28 protein-coding genes are annotated in these 19,537 nt (G+C 65.9%); 4 read left to right on the top strand and 24 right to left on the bottom strand.

Annotated features, from left to right (window positions below; genetic code table 11):
- The 24 genes from rpsE to HL653_RS03980 form a co-directional block, all read right to left on the bottom strand.
- The gene (gene rpsE, locus HL653_RS03865; protein ID WP_171743342.1) at positions 1–717 is read right to left on the bottom strand and encodes a 30S ribosomal protein S5; all 717 of its coding nucleotides are present in this window, start codon (positions 715–717) and stop codon (positions 1–3) included.
- Positions 718–1,074: a 50S ribosomal protein L18 gene (gene rplR / locus HL653_RS03870; protein ID WP_171743343.1), complete on the bottom strand. Its 357-nt coding sequence runs from the start codon at positions 1,072–1,074 to the stop codon at positions 718–720. It lies immediately after the preceding gene.
- Positions 1,074–1,607, bottom strand: a complete 534-nt coding sequence (gene rplF / locus HL653_RS03875; RefSeq protein WP_171743344.1) for a 50S ribosomal protein L6 — start codon at positions 1,605–1,607, stop codon at positions 1,074–1,076. Before rplF ends, rplR begins: the two co-directional genes overlap by 1 nt.
- On the bottom strand, positions 1,607–2,002 hold the full coding sequence (rpsH, locus tag HL653_RS03880) for a 30S ribosomal protein S8 (protein ID WP_171743345.1): 396 nt from the start codon (positions 2,000–2,002) through the stop codon (positions 1,607–1,609). The genes rplF and rpsH overlap by 1 nt, the downstream gene beginning before the upstream one ends.
- A gap of 12 nt (positions 2,003–2,014) precedes the next feature.
- Positions 2,015–2,320: a 30S ribosomal protein S14 gene (gene rpsN / locus HL653_RS03885; protein ID WP_171743346.1), complete on the bottom strand. Its 306-nt coding sequence runs from the start codon at positions 2,318–2,320 to the stop codon at positions 2,015–2,017.
- Between the two features lie 47 nt (positions 2,321–2,367).
- Entirely contained in the window at positions 2,368–2,955 is a 588-nt protein-coding gene (gene rplE / locus HL653_RS03890) for a 50S ribosomal protein L5 (RefSeq protein WP_171743347.1), read from the bottom strand.
- Positions 2,948–3,265, bottom strand: a complete 318-nt coding sequence (gene rplX, locus HL653_RS03895) for a 50S ribosomal protein L24 (RefSeq protein WP_171743348.1) — start codon at positions 3,263–3,265, stop codon at positions 2,948–2,950. Before rplX ends, rplE begins: the two co-directional genes overlap by 8 nt.
- Positions 3,265–3,636, bottom strand: a complete 372-nt coding sequence (gene rplN, locus HL653_RS03900; protein WP_171743349.1) for a 50S ribosomal protein L14 — start codon at positions 3,634–3,636, stop codon at positions 3,265–3,267. The genes rplX and rplN overlap by 1 nt, the downstream gene beginning before the upstream one ends.
- A 15-nt stretch (positions 3,637–3,651) precedes the next feature.
- On the bottom strand, positions 3,652–3,912 hold the full coding sequence (rpsQ, locus tag HL653_RS03905; RefSeq protein WP_171743350.1) for a 30S ribosomal protein S17: 261 nt from the start codon (positions 3,910–3,912) through the stop codon (positions 3,652–3,654).
- Between the two features lie 11 nt (positions 3,913–3,923).
- Positions 3,924–4,127 carry a 50S ribosomal protein L29 gene (gene rpmC / locus HL653_RS03910; RefSeq protein ID WP_171743351.1) on the bottom strand — a complete coding sequence of 68 codons (204 nt, stop codon included), beginning with the start codon at positions 4,125–4,127 and terminating at the stop codon, positions 3,924–3,926.
- Positions 4,128–4,130: 3 nt separating this feature from the next.
- Positions 4,131–4,562, bottom strand: a complete 432-nt coding sequence (gene rplP / locus HL653_RS03915) for a 50S ribosomal protein L16 (protein ID WP_171743352.1) — start codon at positions 4,560–4,562, stop codon at positions 4,131–4,133.
- Positions 4,563–4,627: 65 nt separating this feature from the next.
- Positions 4,628–5,323, bottom strand: coding sequence for a 30S ribosomal protein S3 (rpsC, locus tag HL653_RS03920; protein ID WP_171743353.1), 696 nt, complete (start codon positions 5,321–5,323; stop codon positions 4,628–4,630).
- Positions 5,323–5,700 carry a 50S ribosomal protein L22 gene (gene rplV / locus HL653_RS03925; protein ID WP_171743354.1) on the bottom strand — a complete coding sequence of 126 codons (378 nt, stop codon included), beginning with the start codon at positions 5,698–5,700 and terminating at the stop codon, positions 5,323–5,325. Before rplV ends, rpsC begins: the two co-directional genes overlap by 1 nt.
- Positions 5,700–5,975, bottom strand: coding sequence for a 30S ribosomal protein S19 (rpsS, locus tag HL653_RS03930; RefSeq protein WP_171743355.1), 276 nt, complete (start codon positions 5,973–5,975; stop codon positions 5,700–5,702). Before rpsS ends, rplV begins: the two co-directional genes overlap by 1 nt.
- A 3-nt stretch (positions 5,976–5,978) precedes the next feature.
- Complete coding sequence (rplB, locus tag HL653_RS03935; RefSeq protein WP_171743356.1) at positions 5,979–6,818, bottom strand: 50S ribosomal protein L2; 840 nt, start codon at positions 6,816–6,818, stop codon at positions 5,979–5,981.
- A gap of 4 nt (positions 6,819–6,822) precedes the next feature.
- Entirely contained in the window at positions 6,823–7,137 is a 315-nt protein-coding gene (locus HL653_RS03940; RefSeq protein WP_171743357.1) for a 50S ribosomal protein L23, read from the bottom strand.
- Positions 7,130–7,756, bottom strand: a complete 627-nt coding sequence (rplD, locus tag HL653_RS03945; RefSeq protein WP_171743358.1) for a 50S ribosomal protein L4 — start codon at positions 7,754–7,756, stop codon at positions 7,130–7,132. The genes HL653_RS03940 and rplD overlap by 8 nt, the downstream gene beginning before the upstream one ends.
- 2 nt (positions 7,757–7,758) lie before the next feature.
- Positions 7,759–8,496 carry a 50S ribosomal protein L3 gene (gene rplC / locus HL653_RS03950; RefSeq protein WP_171743359.1) on the bottom strand — a complete coding sequence of 246 codons (738 nt, stop codon included), beginning with the start codon at positions 8,494–8,496 and terminating at the stop codon, positions 7,759–7,761.
- Between the two features lie 315 nt (positions 8,497–8,811).
- Complete coding sequence (rpsJ, locus tag HL653_RS03955; protein WP_171743360.1) at positions 8,812–9,120, bottom strand: 30S ribosomal protein S10; 309 nt, start codon at positions 9,118–9,120, stop codon at positions 8,812–8,814.
- A gap of 132 nt (positions 9,121–9,252) precedes the next feature.
- Positions 9,253–10,443: an elongation factor Tu gene (gene tuf / locus HL653_RS03960; protein ID WP_171743361.1), complete on the bottom strand. Its 1,191-nt coding sequence runs from the start codon at positions 10,441–10,443 to the stop codon at positions 9,253–9,255.
- Between the two features lie 122 nt (positions 10,444–10,565).
- Complete coding sequence (gene fusA / locus HL653_RS03965; RefSeq protein ID WP_171743362.1) at positions 10,566–12,662, bottom strand: elongation factor G; 2,097 nt, start codon at positions 12,660–12,662, stop codon at positions 10,566–10,568.
- An 80-nt stretch (positions 12,663–12,742) separates the two neighbouring features.
- Positions 12,743–13,213, bottom strand: a complete 471-nt coding sequence (gene rpsG, locus HL653_RS03970) for a 30S ribosomal protein S7 (RefSeq protein WP_171743363.1) — start codon at positions 13,211–13,213, stop codon at positions 12,743–12,745.
- An 85-nt stretch (positions 13,214–13,298) separates the two neighbouring features.
- Positions 13,299–13,670: a 30S ribosomal protein S12 gene (gene rpsL, locus HL653_RS03975; protein ID WP_171743364.1), complete on the bottom strand. Its 372-nt coding sequence runs from the start codon at positions 13,668–13,670 to the stop codon at positions 13,299–13,301.
- A 389-nt stretch (positions 13,671–14,059) separates the two neighbouring features.
- Positions 14,060–15,232, bottom strand: a complete 1,173-nt coding sequence (locus tag HL653_RS03980) for a hypothetical protein (protein WP_171743365.1) — start codon at positions 15,230–15,232, stop codon at positions 14,060–14,062.
- A 234-nt stretch (positions 15,233–15,466) separates the two neighbouring features.
- Here HL653_RS03980 and HL653_RS03985 point away from each other — a divergent pair, with 234 nt between their 5' ends.
- The 4 genes from HL653_RS03985 to HL653_RS04000 all read left to right on the top strand — a co-directional run bounded on the left by HL653_RS03985 (position 15,467) and on the right by HL653_RS04000 (position 19,535).
- Complete coding sequence (locus HL653_RS03985; RefSeq protein ID WP_253717509.1) at positions 15,467–16,018, top strand: hypothetical protein; 552 nt, start codon at positions 15,467–15,469, stop codon at positions 16,016–16,018.
- Entirely contained in the window at positions 16,018–16,725 is a 708-nt protein-coding gene (locus tag HL653_RS03990; protein ID WP_253717511.1) for a hypothetical protein, read from the top strand. Before HL653_RS03985 ends, HL653_RS03990 begins: the two co-directional genes overlap by 1 nt.
- Positions 16,726–16,857: 132 nt before the next feature.
- Positions 16,858–17,991: a glycosyltransferase family 2 protein gene (locus HL653_RS03995; RefSeq protein WP_171743367.1), complete on the top strand. Its 1,134-nt coding sequence runs from the start codon at positions 16,858–16,860 to the stop codon at positions 17,989–17,991.
- On the top strand, positions 17,988–19,535 hold the full coding sequence (locus HL653_RS04000; RefSeq protein ID WP_171743368.1) for a glycosyltransferase family 39 protein: 1,548 nt from the start codon (positions 17,988–17,990) through the stop codon (positions 19,533–19,535). Before HL653_RS03995 ends, HL653_RS04000 begins: the two co-directional genes overlap by 4 nt.
- Positions 19,536–19,537 lie beyond the last annotated feature (2 nt).

Consider the following 19,537-nt stretch of genomic DNA (forward strand, 5'->3'; position numbering starts at 1 on the left):
TTACTCCACGATCGCGGCGGCGTCGGCTTCGGCGACTTCGGCCGAAGCGCCGCCACGGCGCAGCAGGTCCGCAATCTTCTTGCCGCGACGCTGGGCGACGGCACGCGGGCTCGTCTGCTCAGCGAGCGCCTCGAAGGTCGCACGGATCATGTTGTAGGGATTGCTGGTGCCGACCGACTTGGTGACCACGTCGTGGACGCCCAGGCTCTCGAACACGGCGCGCATCGGGCCGCCGGCGATGATGCCGGTGCCGGGAGGGGCCGAGCGGACGGTGACGCGGCCCGCACCGAAATGGCCGAGGCCATCATGATGCAGCGTGCGGCCATCCTTGAGAGCGACGCGGATCATCGCCTTCTTCGCCGAGGCGGTCGCCTTCGAGATGGCTTCCGGCACTTCGCGCGCCTTGCCATGGCCGAAGCCGACGCGACCGGCGCCATCGCCCACGACGACCAGCGCCGCGAAACCGAAGCGCTTGCCGCCCTTCACCGTCTTCGAGACGCGGTTGATGTGAACCAGCTTCTCGACCAGCTCCTCGCCGCCCTCGTCGCGATTATTGTCGCGGCGGTTGCGATCGTTGCGACCACGGCCGTCGCGGTTGTTGCCGCCGCCGGGACCACGGCCACGGCCGCCACGGGGGCCACGGCCCTCACGCTGCGGCGCGTCGCCCGCGGGTGCGGTCGCCTCGACGGCGACCTCGTTCTGAACTTCGTCAGCCATTTAGAACTCCAGTCCGCCTTCGCGGGCGGCATCGGCGAGCGCCTTCACCCGGCCGTGGAAGAGGAAACCACCGCGGTCGAACACCACCTTGGTGACGCCGGCGGCAGCCGCACGCTCGGCGACGCGCTTGCCCACGCCCTCGGCAGCGCCGAGGTTCGCGCCGGACACGTCGCGCACATCCTTCTCGAGGGTCGAGGCCGAAGCGACGGTCTTGCCCGCCGCATCGTCGATCACCTGCGCATAGATATGGCGGCCCGAACGATGCACCGACAGACGGGGACGCAGCGAACCCTTCGCCCTCAGCGCCGTGCGAACACGACGCCGGCGGCGTTCGAAGAGAGAGAGACCCTTGGCCATTACTTCTTCTTCCCTTCCTTGCGGAAGATGAACTCGCCCGCGTACTTGATACCCTTGCCCTTATACGGCTCGGGCTTGCGCCAGCGGCGGATCTCGGCGGCGACCTGACCCACCTTCTGCTTGTCGATACCCGAGATGTTGATCGTCGTCTGATCCGGGGTGGCGATCGTGATGCCTTCCGGGATCGCGTAATCGACATCGTGGCTGTAACCGAGCTGCAGCTTCAGGTTCTTGCCCTGAACGTTCGCGCGGTAACCGACGCCGGTGATCAGGAGCTGCTTCGAAAAGCCGTCCGTCACGCCGGTGATCAGGTTCTGCACCAGCGTGCGCTGCATGCCCCAGAAGGAGCGGGCGCGCTTCGTCTCGTTGGCCGGCTGCACCGAAATGCCGCCGTCGACGAGCTCATAGCTGATCTCGTCCGCCTTCGGGATCGTCAGGGTGCCCTTGGGGCCCTTGATCGAAACGTCCTTGCCTTCGAGGCTGGCGGTCACGCCGGCCGGAACCAGGACCGGCTTCTTGCCGATGCGGCTCATCAGAACACCTCCGCGAGCACTTCGCCGCCGACATTCTGGTCGCGCGCTTCCGCGTCGGACAGAACGCCACGCGGCGTCGAGACGATGACCATGCCGAGGCCGTTGCGGACGCGGGGCAGACCCTGCGAACCGGAATAGACGCGGCGGCCCGGCTTCGAGACACGTGCGACGTGCTGGATGGCCGGCTGGCCCTCGAAATACTTCAGCTCGATGCGGAGACCGGGGTGGTCGCCGAGCTGCTCTTCCGAATAGCCACGGATGTAGCCCTCGCGCTGGAGAACGTCGAGCACGCGGGCGCGCAGCTTCGACGCCGGCGAAAGGACCGAGTCCTTGCGCGCGCGCTGGCCGTTGCGAATGCGGGTGAGCAAATCACCCAGGGGATCGTTGATCGACATATCTTTGCGACCTTACCAGCTCGACTTCACGACGCCGGGGATCATCCCCCGCGTGGCAAGCTGGCGCAGCATGACGCGGCCGAGCTTGAACTTGCGATAGACGCCACGGGGACGCCCGGTGACTTCGCAGCGATTGCGAATGCGGGTCGGATTCGCGTTGCGCGGAATCTCGGCCAGCTTCAGGCGCGCGATCAGGCGCTCCGTCTCGTCCAGAGATTCATCGTCCGCGATCGCCTTCAGCCGGGCATATTTGCCCGCATACTGCTTCACGAGCTTCTTGCGACGCTCGTTCTTGTTGATCGAACTCAGTTTCGCCATCGACTTAAGTCCTTAGAGCCGCCGGCCAGGCCGGCGGCGGGAAACAATTACGCTGCCTTCTTCTCGTCGGTCTGGGGCAGCGGGAACGGGAAGCCAAACAGGCGGAGAAGCTCGCGAGCCTCCTCGTCGGTCTGGGCACTGGTCTGGACGATCACGTCCATGCCGCGAATGTTGTCGACCTTGTCGTAGCTGATTTCCGGGAAGATCAGCTGCTCCTTCAGGCCGGTCGCATAATTGCCACGGCCGTCGAACGACTTGTCGCTCAGGCCGCGGAAGTCGCGGACGCGCGGCAGCGCGATCGTGACGAAGCGGTCGAGGAATTCGTACATCCGCTCGCGGCGCAGCGTGACCTTGCAGCCGATCGGCATGCCTTCACGCAGCTTGAACTGCGCGATCGACTTCTTCGCCTTCGTGATGACCGCCTTCTGGCCGGCGATCTGCGTCATCTCGTTGGCGGCCTGCTCGACCTTCTTCTTGTCCTGCGTCGCCTCACCGACGCCCATGTTCAGCACGATCTTCTCGAGCTTGGGCACCTGCATCGGATTGGTGTAACCGAACTTCTCGGTCATCGCCTTGACGATCTTCTCGTCATACATCTGGTGAAGACGGGGCTTCACATTCTTGGCTTCAGCCATCGATCTTCTCCCCGGTCTTGACGGCCACGCGGACCTTCTTACCGTCCTGGGTCTCGAAACGGACGCGCGTCGGCTTGCCGTCGGCGGTCGCGATCGCGACCTTCGAGACGTGCATCGGCGCTTCACGGCGCTCCAGGCCACCCTGCGGGTTTTCCTGGCTCGGCTTGCGGTGACGGGTCGCGACGTTGATGCCGGAAACGATCACCTTGCCGTCCTTCGGCAAAGCCTTCGTCACCTCACCGGTGCGGCCCTTGTCCTTACCGGACAGGACGACGACGCGGTCACCCTTCTTGATCTTGGCAGCGGCCATCACAGCACCTCGGGCGCGAGCGAAATGATCTTCATGTGGCCCGCAGCGCGCAGCTCGCGCACGACCGGCCCGAAGATACGGGTGCCGATCGGCTCCCCGCTATTCTTGTTGATGAGAACGGCGGCATTGCCGTCGAAGCGGATGGTCGAGCCGTCGGCGCGATTGATGTCCTTCGCGGTGCGGACGATCACGGCGCGGTGAACGTCGCCCTTCTTGACCTTGGCGCGCGGAGCCGCCTCCTTGATGGAGACGACGATCACGTCACCCACCGAAGCGAAACGACGCTTGGAGCCGCCGAGCACCTTGATGCACTGGACGCGCTTGGCGCCCGAATTGTCGGCGACGTCCAGGTTGGACTGCATCTGGATCATGGTTCAGTCCTTCCTTTATGCGTGGTTGGGGGTGGCGTGGGTGTCCACGGCGCCGACAACAGTCCAGGTCTTCAGCTTCGAGATCGGTGCGCACTCTTCGATGCGGACCGTCTGGCCTTCCTTGAACGTGTTGCCCTCGTCATGGGCATGATACTTCTTCGACCGCTTGATGATCTTGCCGTAGAGCGGGTGCTTGACCCGGCGCTCCACGAGCACGACGATCGTCTTGTCGGTCTTGTCGGACACCACAGTGCCCGTCAGCACGCGCTTCGGCATCGTGTGGCTCCTTACTTGGCAGCCGAGCGGGTGCGCTCGGTCTGCAGCGTCTTGATCTGCGCGATCGTGCGACGGACTTCCTTCACCCGGCTCGGCTTTTCGAGCTGGTTGGTGGCCGCCTGAAAGCGCAGGTTGAACTGCTCGCGCTTCAGCTCGGAGAGCTGGGTCGAGAGCTGGTCGTCGGTCGCGACCTTGAGATCCGAAATCTTCGCCATGACTTACACAGCCTCGTGCACGGACTCGCCCAGACGGGCGACGACCTTGGTCTTGATCGGCAGCTTCTCCATCGCGCGCTCGAAAGCGACGCGGGCGAGCGGGCCGGGAACGCCGTCCAGCTCGAACAGGATGCGGCCGGGCTTTACGCGGGCGGCCCAGAATTCCGGCGCACCCTTACCGGAGCCCATGCGGACTTCGGCGGGCTTCGACGAAACGGGCACATCCGGGAAGATGCGGATCCAGAGGCGACCCTGGCGCTTGATGTGACGCGTGATCGCGCGGCGAGCCGCCTCGATCTGACGGGCCGTGATGCGATCCGGCTCCATGGCCTTCAGGCCGAAGGCGCCGAAATTGAGCGCGGTTCCGCCCTTGGCGTCGCCGTGGATGCGGCCCTTGTGGGCCTTGCGGAACTTGGTGCGCTTCGGTTGCAGCATGTTCTCTAACCTTCAAACACCGCCCGTCTCGCGGGCGGCCGATAAGGCGGCAGGGCTTTTCAGCCTCAGCGCGCCGGACGAACTCCGGAAGTCTGCGCTTCCATCATCAGGCGGTCCTGCGCGAGCGGATCATGGCCGAGGATCTCACCCTTGAAGATCCAGACCTTGACGCCGCAGACGCCGTAGGCGGTGTGCGCTTCGGCTTCCGCATAATCGACGTTCGCGCGCAGCGTGTGCAGCGGAACGCGACCCTCGCGATACCATTCGGTCCGCGCGATCTCAGCGCCGCCCAGACGGCCGGCGCAGGTGATGCGGATGCCCTCGGCGCCGAGGCGCAGAGCGGACTGAACGGCGCGCTTCATGGCGCGACGGAAAGCGATACGGCGCTCGAGCTGGTCGGCGACGCCCTGAGCGACGAGCTTGCTGTCGATCTCCGGCTTGCGGATCTCGACGATGTTCAGGCTCACGTCCGAACCGGTCATCTTGCCGAGCGTCTTGCGCAGCTTCTCGATGTCCGCGCCCTTTTTGCCGATGATCACGCCGGGGCGTGCGGCATAGATGGAGATGCGGCACAGCTTGGCCGGACGCTCGATCACCACCTTCGAGATCGCTGCCGAGGGCAGGTTCTTGAAGATGTAGGCGCGGATCTTGAGATCCTCGAGCAGAAGGCGGCCATAGGCCTCGCCTTCGGCGAACCAGCGGCTGTCCCAGGTGCGGTTGATCTGCAACCGCATGCCGATCGGGTTGGACTTCTGACCCATTATGCTTCTTCCTGCTCGCGCACGACGACGCGGATCCGGCTGAACGGCTTCACGATCCGGGCCGAGCGGCCGCGGGCGCGGGTGGCGAAGCGCTTCATGACGAGGCCCTTGCCGACCGATGCTTCCTGCACGACGAGCGCGTCCACATCGAGATTGTGGTTGTTCTCGGCATTGGCGATCGCGCTGGCGAGCGTCTTGCGGACTTCCACAGCCATCGCCTTCTTCGAGAAGGTGAGGATGTTGAGCGCGTCGCCGGCCTTCTTGCCGCGGATCAGGCCCGCGACCAGATTGAGCTTGTACGGCGAACCGCGCACGGAGGTGTTGACGGCAAGGGCTTCCTTGTCGCCCACCTTGCGGGGGGATGCAGGCTTCGACATCAGCGCTTGCCCTTCTTGTCCGCGGCGTGGCCGGGGAAGTAGCGCGTCGGCGCGAACTCGCCGAGCTTGTGCCCGACCATGTCCTCGTTGACGGCGATGGGAACGAACTTGCGGCCGTTATAGAGGCTGAAGGTCAGCCCCACGAACTGCGGCAGGATCGTCGACCGGCGCGACCAGGTCTTGATCGGCGCACGCGCACCGGATTCCTGGGCGGATTCGGCCTTCTTGAGCAGGCTCAGTTCGACGAACGGGCCCTTCCAGACTGAACGAGCCATGGTTTAGCCCTTCCTCTTCGTCGAATGACGCGACCGGATGATCATCTTGTCGGTCGACTTGTTGTGACGGGTACGATGACCCTTGGTCGGCTTGCCCCACGGGGTGACCGGATGACGGCCGCCCGAGGTCCGGCCTTCACCACCGCCGTGCGGATGGTCGACCGGGTTCTTGGCGACGCCGCGGGTCAGCGGGCGCTTGCCGAGCCAGCGGGTGCGGCCGGCCTTGGCGAGATAGGTGTTGGCGTTGTCGGGGTTCGACACCGCGCCCACCGTGCACATGCAATCCGCGCGGATGTAGCGCTGCTCGCCCGAGTTCAGGCGAACCATCACCATGCCCTTGTCGCGGCCGACGATCTGAGCGTACGTGCCGGCGGCGCGTGCGATCTGACCACCCTTGCCGGGCTTCATCTCGACATTGTGGACGATCGTGCCGACCGGAGCCTGGCCGATTTCCATCGCGTTGCCGGGCTTCACGTCCGTCTTCTTCGCGGCGACGACGACGTCACCGGCGGCGAGACGCTGCGGCGCCAGGATGTAGGCCAGTTCGCCGTCCTCATACTTCACCAGAGCGATGAAGGCCGAACGGTTGGGATCGTACTCGAGACGCTCGACGGTCGCGGGCTGATCCCACTTCCGGCGCTTGAAATCGACGTAGCGATACTTCTGCTTGTGGCCGCCCGCGATGCCGCGCGCCGTGGCGTGACCCATGTTGTTGCGGCCGCCGGACTTGCGCTTGCCCTCGACGAGCGCCTTGACCGGCTTGCCCTTCCACAGGCCCGACTTGTCGACGAGCACCAGGCCGCGACGGGCCGGGCTGGTCGGGTTATAATGCTTGAGTGCCATGGACTCAGATCCCCGTCGTCACGTCGATGGACTGGCCGTCCGCCAGCGTCACGATCGCCTTCTTGCTGTCGGAACGCTTGTAGGCTTCGCCCTTCCAGCGCTTCGTCTTGCCCTTCGACACGATCGTGTTGACGCCGGTGACGGTCACACCGAACAGCGCCTCGACGGCCGCCTTGATCTCGGGCTTGGTAGCCTTCTCGGCGACCTTGAACACGACCGCATTATGCTCGGAGAGCAGGGTCGACTTCTCGGTGATGTGCGGAGCGAGCACCACGTCGTAATGACGGATGTCGATCGCGCCCTTCTGCTGCTTAGCCATTGAAGCGCGCCTCCAGCTTCTCGACCGCGGCGCGCGTCAGCACCAGCGTGTCATGCTTCAGGATGTCATAGACGTTGGCACCGATCGCGGGCAGCAGGTTGATGCCCTTGAGGTTCGACGAAGCCCGCGCGAACGAGATGTTCAGCGCCTCGCCGTCGATCACCAGCGTCTTCGTGCCGAAGCCGAGCGTCGCCAGCTTGGCCGACAGCGCCTTGGTCTTGCCCTCGGCGACGTCCAGACCATCGATGATGATCAGGTTGCCGTCCTTGGCCTTCGACGACAGGGCCATCTTCAGGCCCAGCGCGCGGACCTTCTTGTTGAGGCCTGGGTTGAAATCACGGACGCGGGCGCCGTGCGCCTTGCCGCCGCCGATGAACACCGGAGCGCGACGATCGCCGTGACGGGCGGAACCGCCGCCCTTCTGGTTGCCGAGCTTCTTGCCCGACCGCGCGACGTCCGCACGCTCGCGGGTGCCGCGGGCGGTGCCGCGACGCTTCTCGAGCTGCCACGTCACGACGCGGTGCAGGATGTCCGCGCGCGGCTCGAGGCCGAACACGTCGTCGTTGAGCTCGATGTCGCCAGCCGATGCGGCGTCGAGGTTCTTGACCTGAATCTTCATGATCAGCCCTCCTGGCCTTCGGCGGCTTCGGGCGTCTCGACGACCGGAGCGGGGTTGCTGTTGGCGGCGACCTTCAGGCCGGCCGGCTTCGGAGCATCCTTGTGGGCGGGCTCCTTCACGGCATCCTTCACGAGGAGCCAGCCACCCTTCGAGCCCGGAACCGAACCCTTGATGAAGAGCAGGCCGCGCTCGGCGTCCGTGCGGACGATCTCGAGATTCTGCTGCGTGCGGTTACGGTCGCCCATGTGGCCGGCCATCTTCTTGTTCTTGAAGACCTTGCCCGGATCCTGGCGCTGACCGGTCGAACCGAGCGAACGGTGCGAGACCGAAACGCCGTGCGTCGCGCGCAGACCGCCGAAGCCCCAGCGCTTCATACCGCCCTGGAAGCCCTTACCCTGGGTACGACCCTGGATATCGACATACTGGCCGGCGACGAAATGCTCGGCCGAAAGCTCGGCGCCAACGTCGAGGAGGTTATCCTCGGAGACGCGGAACTCGGCGACGAACGCCTTGGGCTCGACCTCGGCCTTGCCGAAGTGGCCGCGCTGCGGCTTGGCGACATTCTTCGCCTTCGCGGTGCCGGCGCCCAGCTGAACGGCCACATAACCGTCCGACTCGACTTCCTTGCGCGCGACGACCTGGACGCTTTCCAGCTGCAGGACGGTGACGGGCACATGACGCCCATCGTCCTGGAACAGCCGGGTCATCCCAACCTTCTTCGCGATCACGCCTGTACGCATGATCCATTCCTTCCAACAACAGAGGCCCAACCCGATCCCTCGGGCAGGGCTTGCCAACGAAAAGGGCCCCGCATCGCTGCGAAGCCCGGCCCGGTGAAACTGCGTGCCCCGCCAGGGCCATATCCAACAGACAGGCGATCCTTCGCCCGAATGTCGAAAGCGGGGACGCAGGCAACGGACGCTCCCTTGCGGAACCGGCCGTTCGGTATCCTTGCTTTCTACTTCCACCGCAGCGGCGGACCCGAAGGTCGACGACGAGAGCGGGAAGCTAAAAGCGCCGGAAAGGGAATCACCCGATCCGGCGGTGCTGGCGCCTTACGCCAACTTGATCTCGACATCAACACCTGCGGCGAGATCGAGCTTCATCAGCGCGTCGACCGTCTGCGGGGTGGGCTGCACGATGTCGAGGAGGCGCTTGTAGGTGCGCACCTCGAACTGCTCGCGGCTCTTCTTGTCGATGTGGGGGCCACGGTTGACCGTGAACTTCTCGATGCGCGTCGGCAGGGGAATCGGGCCACGGGTCAGCGCGCCGGTGCGGCGAGCGGTGTCGGCGATCTCGCCGGTCGCCTGGTCGAGAATGCGATGGTCGAACGCCTTCAGGCGAATGCGGATGTTGCTGTCCATGGGATTCCTACCAATGCGAAAGAGCCTGGGCCGATGCCCCGCCCTCGTGGGCGGCGGAACGACCTCTCATTAAAAGCAAACCGGCCGACTCTCCGAAGAGAATCGGCCGGCTCATTGAGGCTGACGCCTATATTACGCGGTGATCGACGCGACAACCCCGGCGCCGACGGTGCGGCCGCCTTCACGGATCGAGAAGCGCAGGCCCTCTTCCATCGCGATCGGTGCGATCAGCTTCACGCCGAGCTGCACGTTGTCGCCGGGCATCACCATCTCGGTGCCCTCCGGCAGAACCACTTCGCCCGTCACGTCGGTCGTGCGGAAGTAGAACTGCGGACGGTAGTTCGCGAAGAACGGCGTGTGACGGCCGCCTTCTTCCTTCGAGAGGACATAGACCTCCGAAGAGAACTGGGTGTGCGGCTTGATCGAGCCCGGCTTGCAGAGAACCTGGCCGCGCTCGACGTCCTCACGGCCGACGCCGCGGAGCAGCGCGCCGATGTTGTCGCCGGCCTGGCCCGAGTCGAGCAGCTTGCGGAACATCTCGACGCCCGTGACGGTGGTCTTGCGGGTGTCCTTGAGGCCGACGATCTCGACTTCCTCGCCAACCTTGACGATGCCGGTCTCGACGCGGCCGGTGACGACCGTGCCGCGACCCGAGATCGAGAACACGTCTTCGATCGGCATCAGGAACGGCTTGTCCAGCGGACGCTCCGGCTGCGGGATGTAGCTGTCGACAGCCTGCATCAGCTTCAGAACGGCGTCATGGCCGATCTCGGGCTGCTTGTCCTCGAGGGCGCACACGGCCGAACCCGGAATGACGGGGATGTCGTCGCCCGGGAAGTCGTAGGACGAGAGCAGCTCGCGGATCTCGAGCTCGACAAGCTCCAGGATCTCGGCGTCGTCGACCAGATCGACCTTGTTCATGAACACGACCAGAGCCGGCACGCCGACCTGACGGGCGAGCAGGATGTGCTCGCGGGTCTGCGGCATCGGGCCGTCGGTCGCGGACACGACGAGGATGCCGCCGTCCATCTGCGCGGCGCCGGTGATCATGTTCTTCACATAATCGGCGTGGCCCGGGCAATCGACGTGCGCATAGTGGCGCTGCTCGGTCTCATACTCGACGTGCGCGGTCGAGATGGTGATGCCGCGCTCGCGCTCCTCGGGAGCCTTGTCGATGTTGGCATAGCTGGTGAAGGTCGCGCCGCCGGTTTCGGCGAGGACCTTGGTGATGGCGGCCGTGAGGGACGTCTTGCCGTGATCGACGTGCCCGATGGTGCCGATGTTGCAGTGCGGCTTCGTCCGCTCGAATTTCGCCTTCGCCATGTTTCCTACCTTGCTTCGAATCTGATGGGAATGACGGGCGCACCGCCAAACGGGGTGCGCCCATAACAGCTTTTTTGAGTTACGCCAGCCTTGCGGGAGTTCTTCCCAAAGGCAAGCGCTGCTTACGCCAGCTTCGCGACGACTTCCTCGGCCACGTTGGCCGGGACTTCGTCATAGTGGCTGAACTGCATCGTGTACTGCGCGCGGCCCTGCGTGAACGAGCGGAGCTGGTTCACATAGCCGAACATGTTCGCCAGCGGCACCATCGCCTCGACGACCTGTGCGTTGCCGCGGCTGTCGGTGCCCTGGATCTGGCCACGGCGGCTGTTCATATCGCCGATCACGTCACCCAGATAATCTTCCGGCGTCACGACCTCGACCTTCATGATCGGCTCGAGAATCTTGATGCCGGACTTCTGGGCCGCTTCGCGCATCGCGCCGCGGGCGCAGATTTCGAACGCCAGCGCCGACGAGTCGACGTCGTGGTAGGCGCCGTCCGTCAGCGTCGCGGTGAAGTCGATCAGCGGGAAGCCGATCTTCACACCCGTCGCCGCGATCTCGCGAATGCCCTTTTCCACCGACGGGATGTACTCGCGCGGCACGTTGCCGCCCTTGACCTCGTCGACGAAGATCACGCCCTGGCCGCGCTCGCCCGGCTCGACCGTGATCTTGACGCGGCCGAACTGGCCCGAGCCGCCCGACTGCTTCTTGTGGGTGTAGTCGATGTCGACCTTGCGGCTCAGCGACTCGCGATAGGCGACCTGCGGAGCGCCGATGTTCGCCTCGACCTTGAACTCGCGCTTCATGCGGTCGACCAGGATCTCGAGATGGAGTTCGCCCATCCCCTTGATGATGGTCTGGCCGCTCTCATTGTCCGAAGACACGCGGAACGAGGGATCTTCGCGCGCCAGACGATTGAGCGCGACGCCCATCTTTTCCTGGTCGGCCTTGGTCTTCGGCTCCACCGAAAGCTCGATCACGGGATCCGGGAACTCCATGCGCTCCAGGATGATCGGCGCGTTCGACGCGCAGAGCGTGTCGCCCGTGGTCGTGTCCTTCAGGCCCGCCAGAGCGACGATGTCGCCCGCGAACGCTTCCTGGATGTCCTCGCGGCTGTTCGCATGCATCAGCAGCATGCGACCGACCTTTTCCTTCTTGTCCTTCACCGAATTGGTGACGGTCGTGGCGGCTTCCATCTTGCCCGAATAGATACGGGCGAAGGTGAGCGTGCCCACGAAGGGATCGTTCATGATCTTGAACGCGAGCGCCGACATCGGCGCCGTATCCTCTGCCGGACGCGAATCGGGCGTCTCGCCGTCGAGCTTCAGGCCCTGGACCGGCGGAATGTCGAGCGGGCTCGGCAGATAGTCGATCACGGCGTCGAGCAGGGGCTGCACGCCCTTGTTCTTGAACGCCGAGCCGCACAGCACCGGCACGAACGAGAAGTTCAGCGTGCCCTTGCGGATCAGCTTCTTCAGCGTCGCCACGTCGGGCTCATTGCCCTCCAGATAGGCTTCCATGACCGCGTCGTCCTGCTCGACGGCCATTTCGATCAGCTCGGCGCGCGCGGTCGCGGCGGCATCGGCCAGATCGTCCGGAATCGCCTGATATTCGAACTTCGCGCCCAGCGACTCTTCGAGCCACACGATCGCGCGATTCTCGACCAGGTCGACGAGGCCCTTGAAGCCGCCCTCGATGCCGATCGGGAGATACAGGACGGCCGGGCGGGCGCCCAGACGATCCTTGATCATGTCGACGCAGCGCTCGAAGCTGGCGCCCGTGCGGTCCAGCTTGTTGACGAAGCACATGCGCGGAACCTTGTACTTCTCCGCCTGGCGCCACACCGTCTCGGACTGCGGCTCCACGCCGGCGACGCCGTCGAAGCAGGCGACCGCGCCGTCGAGCACGCGCAGCGAACGCTCGACTTCGATCGTGAAGTCGACGTGGCCGGGGGTGTCGATGATGTTGATGCGGTGCTCGAGACCGTTGCCGTCCTCGCCCTTCCAGAAACAGGTCGTGGCAGCGGACGTGATCGTGATCCCGCGCTCCTGCTCCTGCTCCATCCAGTCCATCGTGGCGGTGCCCTCATGGACCTCGCCGATCTTGTACGACTTGCCGGTGTAATACAGGATACGCTCGGTCGTGGTCGTCTTGCCGGCATCGATGTGCGCCATGATGCCGATGTTGCGATATCGTTCGAGCGGATGGCTGCGGGCCATGATCGGGCTTTCCTTAAGCGTATGGGGAGCCGACGGCGCCGGCTCCCCAGATGTAGGTCGTCGCTGCTAGAGCGACAATGTTACCAGCGGTAGTGGCTGAACGCGCGGTTCGCTTCCGCCATGCGGTGCGTGTCTTCGCGCTTCTTCACCGCGTTGCCGCGATTGTTCGCCGCATCCAGCAGCTCGCCCGAAAGGCGCGCCGACATGGTGTGCTCCGAACGGCCGCGGGCGGCGGCGATCAGCCAGCGGATCGCCAGAGCCTGCGAGCGCTCCGGGCGAACCTCGACCGGGACCTGGTAGGTCGCGCCGCCGACGCGGCGGCTGCGGACCTCGATGCCCGGACGGATGTTGTTGAGCGCGTCATGGAACACGCCGATCGGCTCGCGCTTGGCGCGGGTCTCGACGGTTTCGAGGGCCGAATAGACGATCGTCTCGGCGACCGACTTCTTGCCGTCGAGCATGACGGAATTCATGAACTTGGAGAGAATGATATCCCCGAACTTCGGATCGGGAAGGATCTCGCGCTTCTCGGGACGACGACGACGTGCCATCTGATTTTCCTTCTAATGCTTCAGCCTGGATGATCGGACTGGCCGGCAGCCCCAGCGAAGCTGGAGGCGAACCGGGCCGATCGGCTTACTTCGGACGCTTGGCGCCGTACTTGGAGCGGGACTGCTTGCGGTTCTTGACGCCCTGGGTGTCGAGCACGCCGCGCAGCACGTGATAGCGGACGCCGGGAAGGTCGCGAACGCGGCCGCCACGGATCAGCACCACCGAGTGCTCCTGCAGGTTATGACCCTCACCCGGAATGTACGAAATGACTTCGCGGGCATTGGTCAGACGAACCTTGGCCACCTTGCGGAGCGCCGAGTTCGGCTTCTTCGGGGTCGTCGTATAGACGCGGGTGCAAACGCCACGCTTCTGCGGGTTCTGCTCCATCGCAGGGACCTTGGACTTGGCCTTCTGCGGCTCGCGACCCTTGCGGATCAGCTGGTTAATTGTCGGCATTGAAGCCCTTCACCTCATCTTAGGGTTACTTTACCGCGCTCGCCCCGCTTCATGTCCGAAGACACCGCAGATCGAAGAAATGCACGGAAGGCCCCAGACGATCGGTTCCGATCGCCTTGGTGCCCTGCAAGCAACGGCAATGTTCATGCATCCGGCGCCGGAGAACCGGCCTCGAACGGTGGCGGCCTATAGGCGGAGGGACCGATCCGGTCAACCTGAGTCCCCTGGGGATGCGAAAGGCGCCGAGTTCTCGCTCTTCGGCTGCCCTGCGGCTTTCAGAGATCCGCCGTGCTCCTGCGAACGCAGGAGCCCAGAGCTTCAAATGCGACGCCTGCTGCCCTGGAGTTTTGCGTTCGCAGGAATACGCCGGTGCGCAGGCCGCTCCGCCCTCAAAACGGGCTCACCGCCCCCTTCAGCTTGTTGAACAGGCCGCCCTTCTTTTTCGACTGTTCCGGCGGCCGCTGCCCCTCGATCGCATCGCGCCCGCGATTGGATTCGTCGCCGGCCGGCCCGCTTGGCATGCCGAGAATCAGCCCCGTGGTGGACTTGTACCGCACCTTGGTGGTCCAGCTGATGTTCCACGGCACCTTGGGGTCGGCCGGGCGCGGCGGATCGGCGAAATTGGCCTCGTCGCCATAGGCGATCATCGAGACGATGCCCGAGCGCGCCTGAGTCGTCACCTCCGCAGGCACGACGCATTGCGTCGTCGCGGGCGGCATCACCACCTTCTGATCGATCAGCCGCTTCACCTCGGCCGGCGCGAGGAAGTCGAGCAGCCCCTGATCGGCGAACACTTGCACGCCGCTGGAACTCCACATCACGATCGTCGCGCCGTCCTCGCGACCGCCCTCGGCCGCCCCGCCGAACAAGGTGGCGAAATAGCCGGTGGCGGCGGGAATCGCCTGCCAGCGCAGGATCGTGCCGCCGCCGGGGCTCTTGCCCGCGGCGTCCAGCTGCAGCGGCGGCATCCAGTCCTTGCCGGGCGGCAGGATGAAGGCGATGTCGGGCGAATAATTGCCCTTCACCTGATGGCTGCCGAGCAGGCTCTGCGGCACCTGCTGGTCGCGCGACCTGGCGTTGGGCCAGCCGCCGAACGTGGCATAGCGGCCGACCGTCGGCGGATTCTGGTGGTGGACCGTCACATAGGGCAGGCGCGGCATGGGCTGGCCGGCCATGATCTTCGAAAGATCCAGCACGAAAGGCTGGCCGGCCGGCGCCTTCTCGCCGCAGCCCCAGTAGATCAGGATGCGCGCCTTGGGCGGTTCCTTGATGTCGGGCTGGTCGCGCGTTTCCTCCGCCTGCCGGGCGGGCGGGCCCTGCGTGGGCGTGACGAGCGGGAGCGCCGGGCCCGTGCCGGGCAGGTGATTCGCATCGGGCGCGGGCGCGGTGCGGCTGGAGCCGAGCGCCAGTTCCAGCAGATGGATCGGCCGACTTCCACCGCCGCGCATCATCGACATGATGTCGCCCATCGAAGGCTTTTTCTGGCCGGATCCGAGCCCGCCGAAGCCGAACCCGCTCGAAGTGGCGGCGCTCACCCAGTAAACGGCGACCGGCCCGGTCACCTTTTGTTGCGTGGCAGGCGGGGCAGCGATCCCCGCAAACGTGATCGCGGACGCAAAAAATGCGGATTTTCTGCCGATTTTCACAAGCATTGCCCCTCAAACGCCGTGAACCTGCGCGGTGATGCCTCTTCGGGCCCGCTTTCGTCAATCGAGGAAGCGCAAACTTGCTGCCCGCGTCACTCTGGGGCACGAAGCATTCAGAGAAGGCGACTTGGAGTTAGGGGACTCGTGAGATTGCTTCGCTTCACCGGTGCGTTGATCGCTCTTGTTGCCGCCGCCGAGCCGGGCGCCGCCCAGTTCGGCTCCTTCCTGCGCTCGATCACGCCGCCCTCCTCCTCCAGTTCGTCCAGCAGCGGTTCGGATGACGGCACGTGCAAGCGCGGCCAGCGCAGCAAGGGCGCCGCGATGATGGGCCAGATGTTCGGCAACGCCACCAGCCGCGCGCTGGGCAGCACCGGCATCGCCCAGTTCGTGCCGATTCCCGAAGTCGCCGGCGTGCTGAGCGACGCGATCGCCTGCCGGCTGGATCAGGGCGAGCAGAAGCAGGCCGCCACCGCGACGCAGACGGTGGTGCGCCAGGGCGAGATCGGCACCTCCTCCGAATGGAAGAGCGAGAGTCGCGAGGGCGTCTCCGGCACCTCCACCCTCACCGCGCGCAGCGAGGAATCGGACGGCTCCAGCTGCGTGCAGGTGACCGACGTGATCATCGTCAACGGCGAGGAGACGACGGTGCCCAAGAAGATGTGCCGCGCGCGCGGCGCCTCCGGCTACACGATCGCCGCCTGATGATGCGCGCGATGGCCGGCCTGCTGATGCTGCTCGCCACCGGCGCGCAGGCCCAGACGCAGATGGCCGGGCAGATGGATCCGAAGAACCCTACCTGTCCGCTCAATCCGGACTGGTCCGCCTATCCGGCGATGAAGTTCACGCCCGAGAAGAAGGACGGCCGCACGATCCTGTTCGCCGAGGGCCGGATCGATTCCGATGTCGTCGCCCGGCTGGAGGCGGCGATCGCGAAGTCGAAGCCGATCGACGAGATCGTCGTGCGCTCGCCCGGCGGCGATGCGGAGGCGGGCAACAAGGCGGGCCTCGTCGTCCGCAAGGCGGGCATCCCCACGCGCATTCCCGCCGGCTGGGCCTGCTTCTCCGCCTGCAATTTCCTGTTCATGGGCGGGCCGATCCGCGCGGTCGAGCCGGGCGGCCTCTTCATCGTCCACATGTTCACCTTCACCGGCGACGGCGGCGTGATCGCGGCGGAGGCGCAGCGCGGCTACAAGGAGGCCGTGGGCGTGATCGGGGATGTCGAGCAGGGATCGGCGCTTCTCGCCAGCGAGGACAATGATTTCCTGATCCGGATGGGCGTCTCGCGCAAATTGCTGACTGAGGTGATGTACCGGCAGAAGGCCGTCGCCGGCGCGAGCGGCGACACCTCGACTCGGCGCTGTCTCTCGCAGGACGAGCTGTTTCGTTACAATGTAGCCAACATCCGGTGATCGCTGGATTTTCAGCCCGCCTCCGGATCGCCCCGCCCTATCGTGAATAGGGCCGGATCGGCTGCAACATTCCGGCTACGTAACGCCGCATTCGGCAATCGTTAAGCAAACGGGCGCATGGACATTGCGGCCATGAACGCACCGCTCCGCCTTCCGGCACGCCCTTATGCGCTTGTGGACATCCGTCCGCTGGCGCTGGCCGTCATCATCCCCACGCTCAACGAGCGCGACAATGTCGCGCCTTTGTTGCAGGCACTCGCCCGCGCGCTGGCCGGTCGCGAGTGGGAGGCGATCTTCGTCGACGACGGCTCGACCGACGGCACGCAGGAAGCGATCGAGGCGATCGCCCGCGAGCGCCGCGACGTGCGCCTGATCCGCCGCCACGGCCGCCGCGGCCTTTCCACCGCCATTCTCGAAGGCATGATGGCCACCACCGCGCCCGTCGTCGCCTCGATCGATGCGGACATGCAGCATGACGAGGCGATCCTGCCCCGCCTGCACGATGCCGTCCTCGCCGGTGCCGACGTCGCGGTCGGCACGCGCTACGCCAAGGGCGGATCGTGCGGCGAGTGGGAGGCCAGCCGCGTCCGCAAGAGCGAGTTCGCCACCCGCCTCGCCGCCGTCGTCACGAAGACGCGCGTGTCCGATCCCATGTCCGGTTTCTTCGTCGCGCGGCGCGATGCCGTGCTGGATGCCGTGCCCAACATGTCGGGCGTCGGCTTCAAGATCCTGCTCGATCTGCTCGCCTCCTCGCCCCGCCCGCTGGCCGTGGCCGAGGTGCCCTACACGTTCCGCCCCCGTCAGGCGGGCGAGAGCAAGCTCGATTCGATGGTCGCGCTGGAATATCTGCTGCTGCTGCTCGACAAGGTCACGGGCGGCGCGATCCCGGCGCGGATGATCCTGTTCCTCGCGGTCGGCGCGGCCGGCCTGATCGTGAATCTCGGCGCGCTGGACATGCTGCTGAACGGCGTGGGCCTCGGCTTCCGCGCCGCGCAGACGATGGCGGTGGCGCTGTCGATCCTGTTCAATTTCGCGCTCAACAACTGGCTGACCTACAATGATCGCCGGCTGCGCGGTCTGGCCTGGCTGCGCGGCCTGGCGACCTTCACGCTCGTTTGCGGCATCGGCGCCATCGCCCAGGTCGGGATCAGCGAGATGGTCTATGACGAGCGGCGCGTCTGGTGGGTCGGCGGTCTGGCCGGCGCCGCCGTCGGCGCGGTCTGGAATTACGCGGCCTCCTCCTTCGTGACCTGGCGCCGGGCGTGACCCGGCCGGCTCCGGCCGGACGCCTTCCCCTGCTCCCCACGCCTGCGTGGAGCGATCGCCGCTGGCGCATCGGCCTCGTGCTGCTGGCGCTGGCTGCCTTCGGCTTGCGGAGCCTGACGTTCGGCTATCCCCTGATCGACGTGGACGAGGAATTCTACCTCCTCGTCGGCGATCGGATGCTCCACGGCGCGATCCCCTATCTCGACATCTGGGATCGCAAGCCGCCGGGGCTGTTCGTCTTCTATGCCGCGATCCGGCTGCTCGGCGGCGACGGCATCGTCCAGTATCAGGTGGTGGCGGCCCTGTTCGCCAGCGCCACCACCGTCGTCATCGCGATTCTCGCGCGCCGGATCGCGCATCCGCTGGCGGCGCTCGCCGCGGCTCTGGCCTATATTCCCGCCGCCGCGCTGATCGGCGGGAGCGGTGGCCAGACGCCGATCTTCTACAATCTGCCCGTCACGCTGGCGGCGCTGATCGTGCTGCGCCTCGCCCTCCGCCCCGCCACGGCCACGGCGATCCGCTGGCACGGCGCAGGCGCGATGCTGCTGATCGGCGTGGCGCTCCAGCTGAAGCCCACCGCGCTCTTCGAGGGCGTCTATTTCGGGCTGGTGCTGCTCTGGCTCGCCTATCGCGGCGGCGCGCGCCCGGCCCGGATCGCGGCGGATGCCCTTCTCTGGATCGCCATCGCGCTCGCACCCACGCTGATCGCCTGGGGCTATTATGTCGCGATCGGCCGGAACGACGCCTTCCTCTACGCCAATGTCGGCTCGATCTTCGCGCGGGCGGACGACGCCACCGGCACGCCGCTGAAGAATCTCGGCAAGATCGCCGCGCGCATCGCGCCGTTGCTCGCGGCGCCGCTGGTGGGCGAATGGCTGCTGCGCGATCATCTCCCCTCGCGGCAATCCTCCTCCGGGATCGCCGCGCATCGCTTTCTGCTCGGCTGGCTGATGGCGGCCCTGTTCGGCTTTGCCGTGTTCGGCACCTATTTCGAGCATTATGCGCTGCCGCTGCTGCCGCCGCTCGCCGTGATCTCGGCCGCCGCCTTCTCGCTGCGCACGCGGAATGTGGGCGTGGTGCTGGCGGGCTTCACACTGGCCCTGCTGCTCGTCCGCATGCCCATCGAGGCCCGCAAATGGCAGCACAAGCGCGGCGATGCCGCCTTCGCCCGGCGGATGGAGCAGGCGATCGCCGCGAACCTCCACGGCGGCTGCCTCTATATCTTCTATGGCGAGCCGATCTATTATCACCTCAGCCACGCCTGCATGCCCACGCGCTGGCCCTTCCCTTTCCACCTGAGCCTCGCGCGCGAGGCGGGCGCGATCGGCGTCGATCCGGAGGCGGAGACGCGCCGCATCCTCGCCCGGCGCCCGGCCGTGATCGTCGATCGGCTGGTGGAGGATGACGAGGTCAATGTCCGCACGCAGGCGATCCTGCGCGCGGGTCTGGCCCGCGACTACCGGCTGGTCTTTTCCGAGACGCACGACGGCAGCCGCCATGCCGACACGGATCGGGTGTGGGCGCTGCGCGCACCCGCCCGCTGACG

Source organism: Sphingomonas sp. AP4-R1, from assembly GCF_013113735.1.
Taxonomy (GTDB): domain Bacteria; phylum Pseudomonadota; class Alphaproteobacteria; order Sphingomonadales; family Sphingomonadaceae; genus Sphingomonas_I.

Bases quoted from the DNA above. Each gene is read 5' to 3' on its own strand.
- rpsE (WP_171743342.1), bottom strand. From the start codon at position 717: ATGGCTGACGAAGTTCAGAACGAGGTCGCCGTCGAGGCGACCGCACCC.
- rplR (WP_171743343.1), bottom strand. From the start codon at position 1,074: ATGGCCAAGGGTCTCTCTCTCTTCGAACGCCGCCGGCGTCGTGTTCGC.
- rplF (WP_171743344.1), bottom strand. From the start codon at position 1,607: ATGAGCCGCATCGGCAAGAAGCCGGTCCTGGTTCCGGCCGGCGTGACC.
- rpsH (WP_171743345.1), bottom strand. From the start codon at position 2,002: ATGTCGATCAACGATCCCCTGGGTGATTTGCTCACCCGCATTCGCAAC.
- rpsN (WP_171743346.1), bottom strand. From the start codon at position 2,320: ATGGCGAAACTGAGTTCGATCAACAAGAACGAGCGTCGCAAGAAGCTC.
- rplE (WP_171743347.1), bottom strand. From the start codon at position 2,955: ATGGCTGAAGCCAAGAATGTGAAGCCCCGTCTTCACCAGATGTATGAC.
- rplX (WP_171743348.1), bottom strand. From the start codon at position 3,265: ATGGCCGCTGCCAAGATCAAGAAGGGTGACCGCGTCGTCGTCCTGTCC.
- rplN (WP_171743349.1), bottom strand. From the start codon at position 3,636: ATGATCCAGATGCAGTCCAACCTGGACGTCGCCGACAATTCGGGCGCC.
- rpsQ (WP_171743350.1), bottom strand. From the start codon at position 3,912: ATGCCGAAGCGCGTGCTGACGGGCACTGTGGTGTCCGACAAGACCGAC.
- rpmC (WP_171743351.1), bottom strand. From the start codon at position 4,127: ATGGCGAAGATTTCGGATCTCAAGGTCGCGACCGACGACCAGCTCTCG.
- rplP (WP_171743352.1), bottom strand. From the start codon at position 4,562: ATGCTGCAACCGAAGCGCACCAAGTTCCGCAAGGCCCACAAGGGCCGC.
- rpsC (WP_171743353.1), bottom strand. From the start codon at position 5,323: ATGGGTCAGAAGTCCAACCCGATCGGCATGCGGTTGCAGATCAACCGC.
- rplV (WP_171743354.1), bottom strand. From the start codon at position 5,700: ATGTCGAAGCCTGCATCCCCCCGCAAGGTGGGCGACAAGGAAGCCCTT.
- rpsS (WP_171743355.1), bottom strand. From the start codon at position 5,975: ATGGCTCGTTCAGTCTGGAAGGGCCCGTTCGTCGAACTGAGCCTGCTC.
- rplB (WP_171743356.1), bottom strand. From the start codon at position 6,818: ATGGCACTCAAGCATTATAACCCGACCAGCCCGGCCCGTCGCGGCCTG.
- HL653_RS03940 (WP_171743357.1), bottom strand. From the start codon at position 7,137: ATGGCTAAGCAGCAGAAGGGCGCGATCGACATCCGTCATTACGACGTG.
- rplD (WP_171743358.1), bottom strand. From the start codon at position 7,756: ATGAAGATTCAGGTCAAGAACCTCGACGCCGCATCGGCTGGCGACATC.
- rplC (WP_171743359.1), bottom strand. From the start codon at position 8,496: ATGCGTACAGGCGTGATCGCGAAGAAGGTTGGGATGACCCGGCTGTTC.
- rpsJ (WP_171743360.1), bottom strand. From the start codon at position 9,120: ATGGACAGCAACATCCGCATTCGCCTGAAGGCGTTCGACCATCGCATT.
- tuf (WP_171743361.1), bottom strand. From the start codon at position 10,443: ATGGCGAAGGCGAAATTCGAGCGGACGAAGCCGCACTGCAACATCGGC.
- fusA (WP_171743362.1), bottom strand. From the start codon at position 12,662: ATGGCCCGCAGCCATCCGCTCGAACGATATCGCAACATCGGCATCATG.
- rpsG (WP_171743363.1), bottom strand. From the start codon at position 13,213: ATGGCACGTCGTCGTCGTCCCGAGAAGCGCGAGATCCTTCCCGATCCG.
- rpsL (WP_171743364.1), bottom strand. From the start codon at position 13,670: ATGCCGACAATTAACCAGCTGATCCGCAAGGGTCGCGAGCCGCAGAAG.
- HL653_RS03990 (WP_253717511.1), top strand. From the start codon at position 16,018: ATGATGCGCGCGATGGCCGGCCTGCTGATGCTGCTCGCCACCGGCGCG.
- HL653_RS03995 (WP_171743367.1), top strand. From the start codon at position 16,858: ATGAACGCACCGCTCCGCCTTCCGGCACGCCCTTATGCGCTTGTGGAC.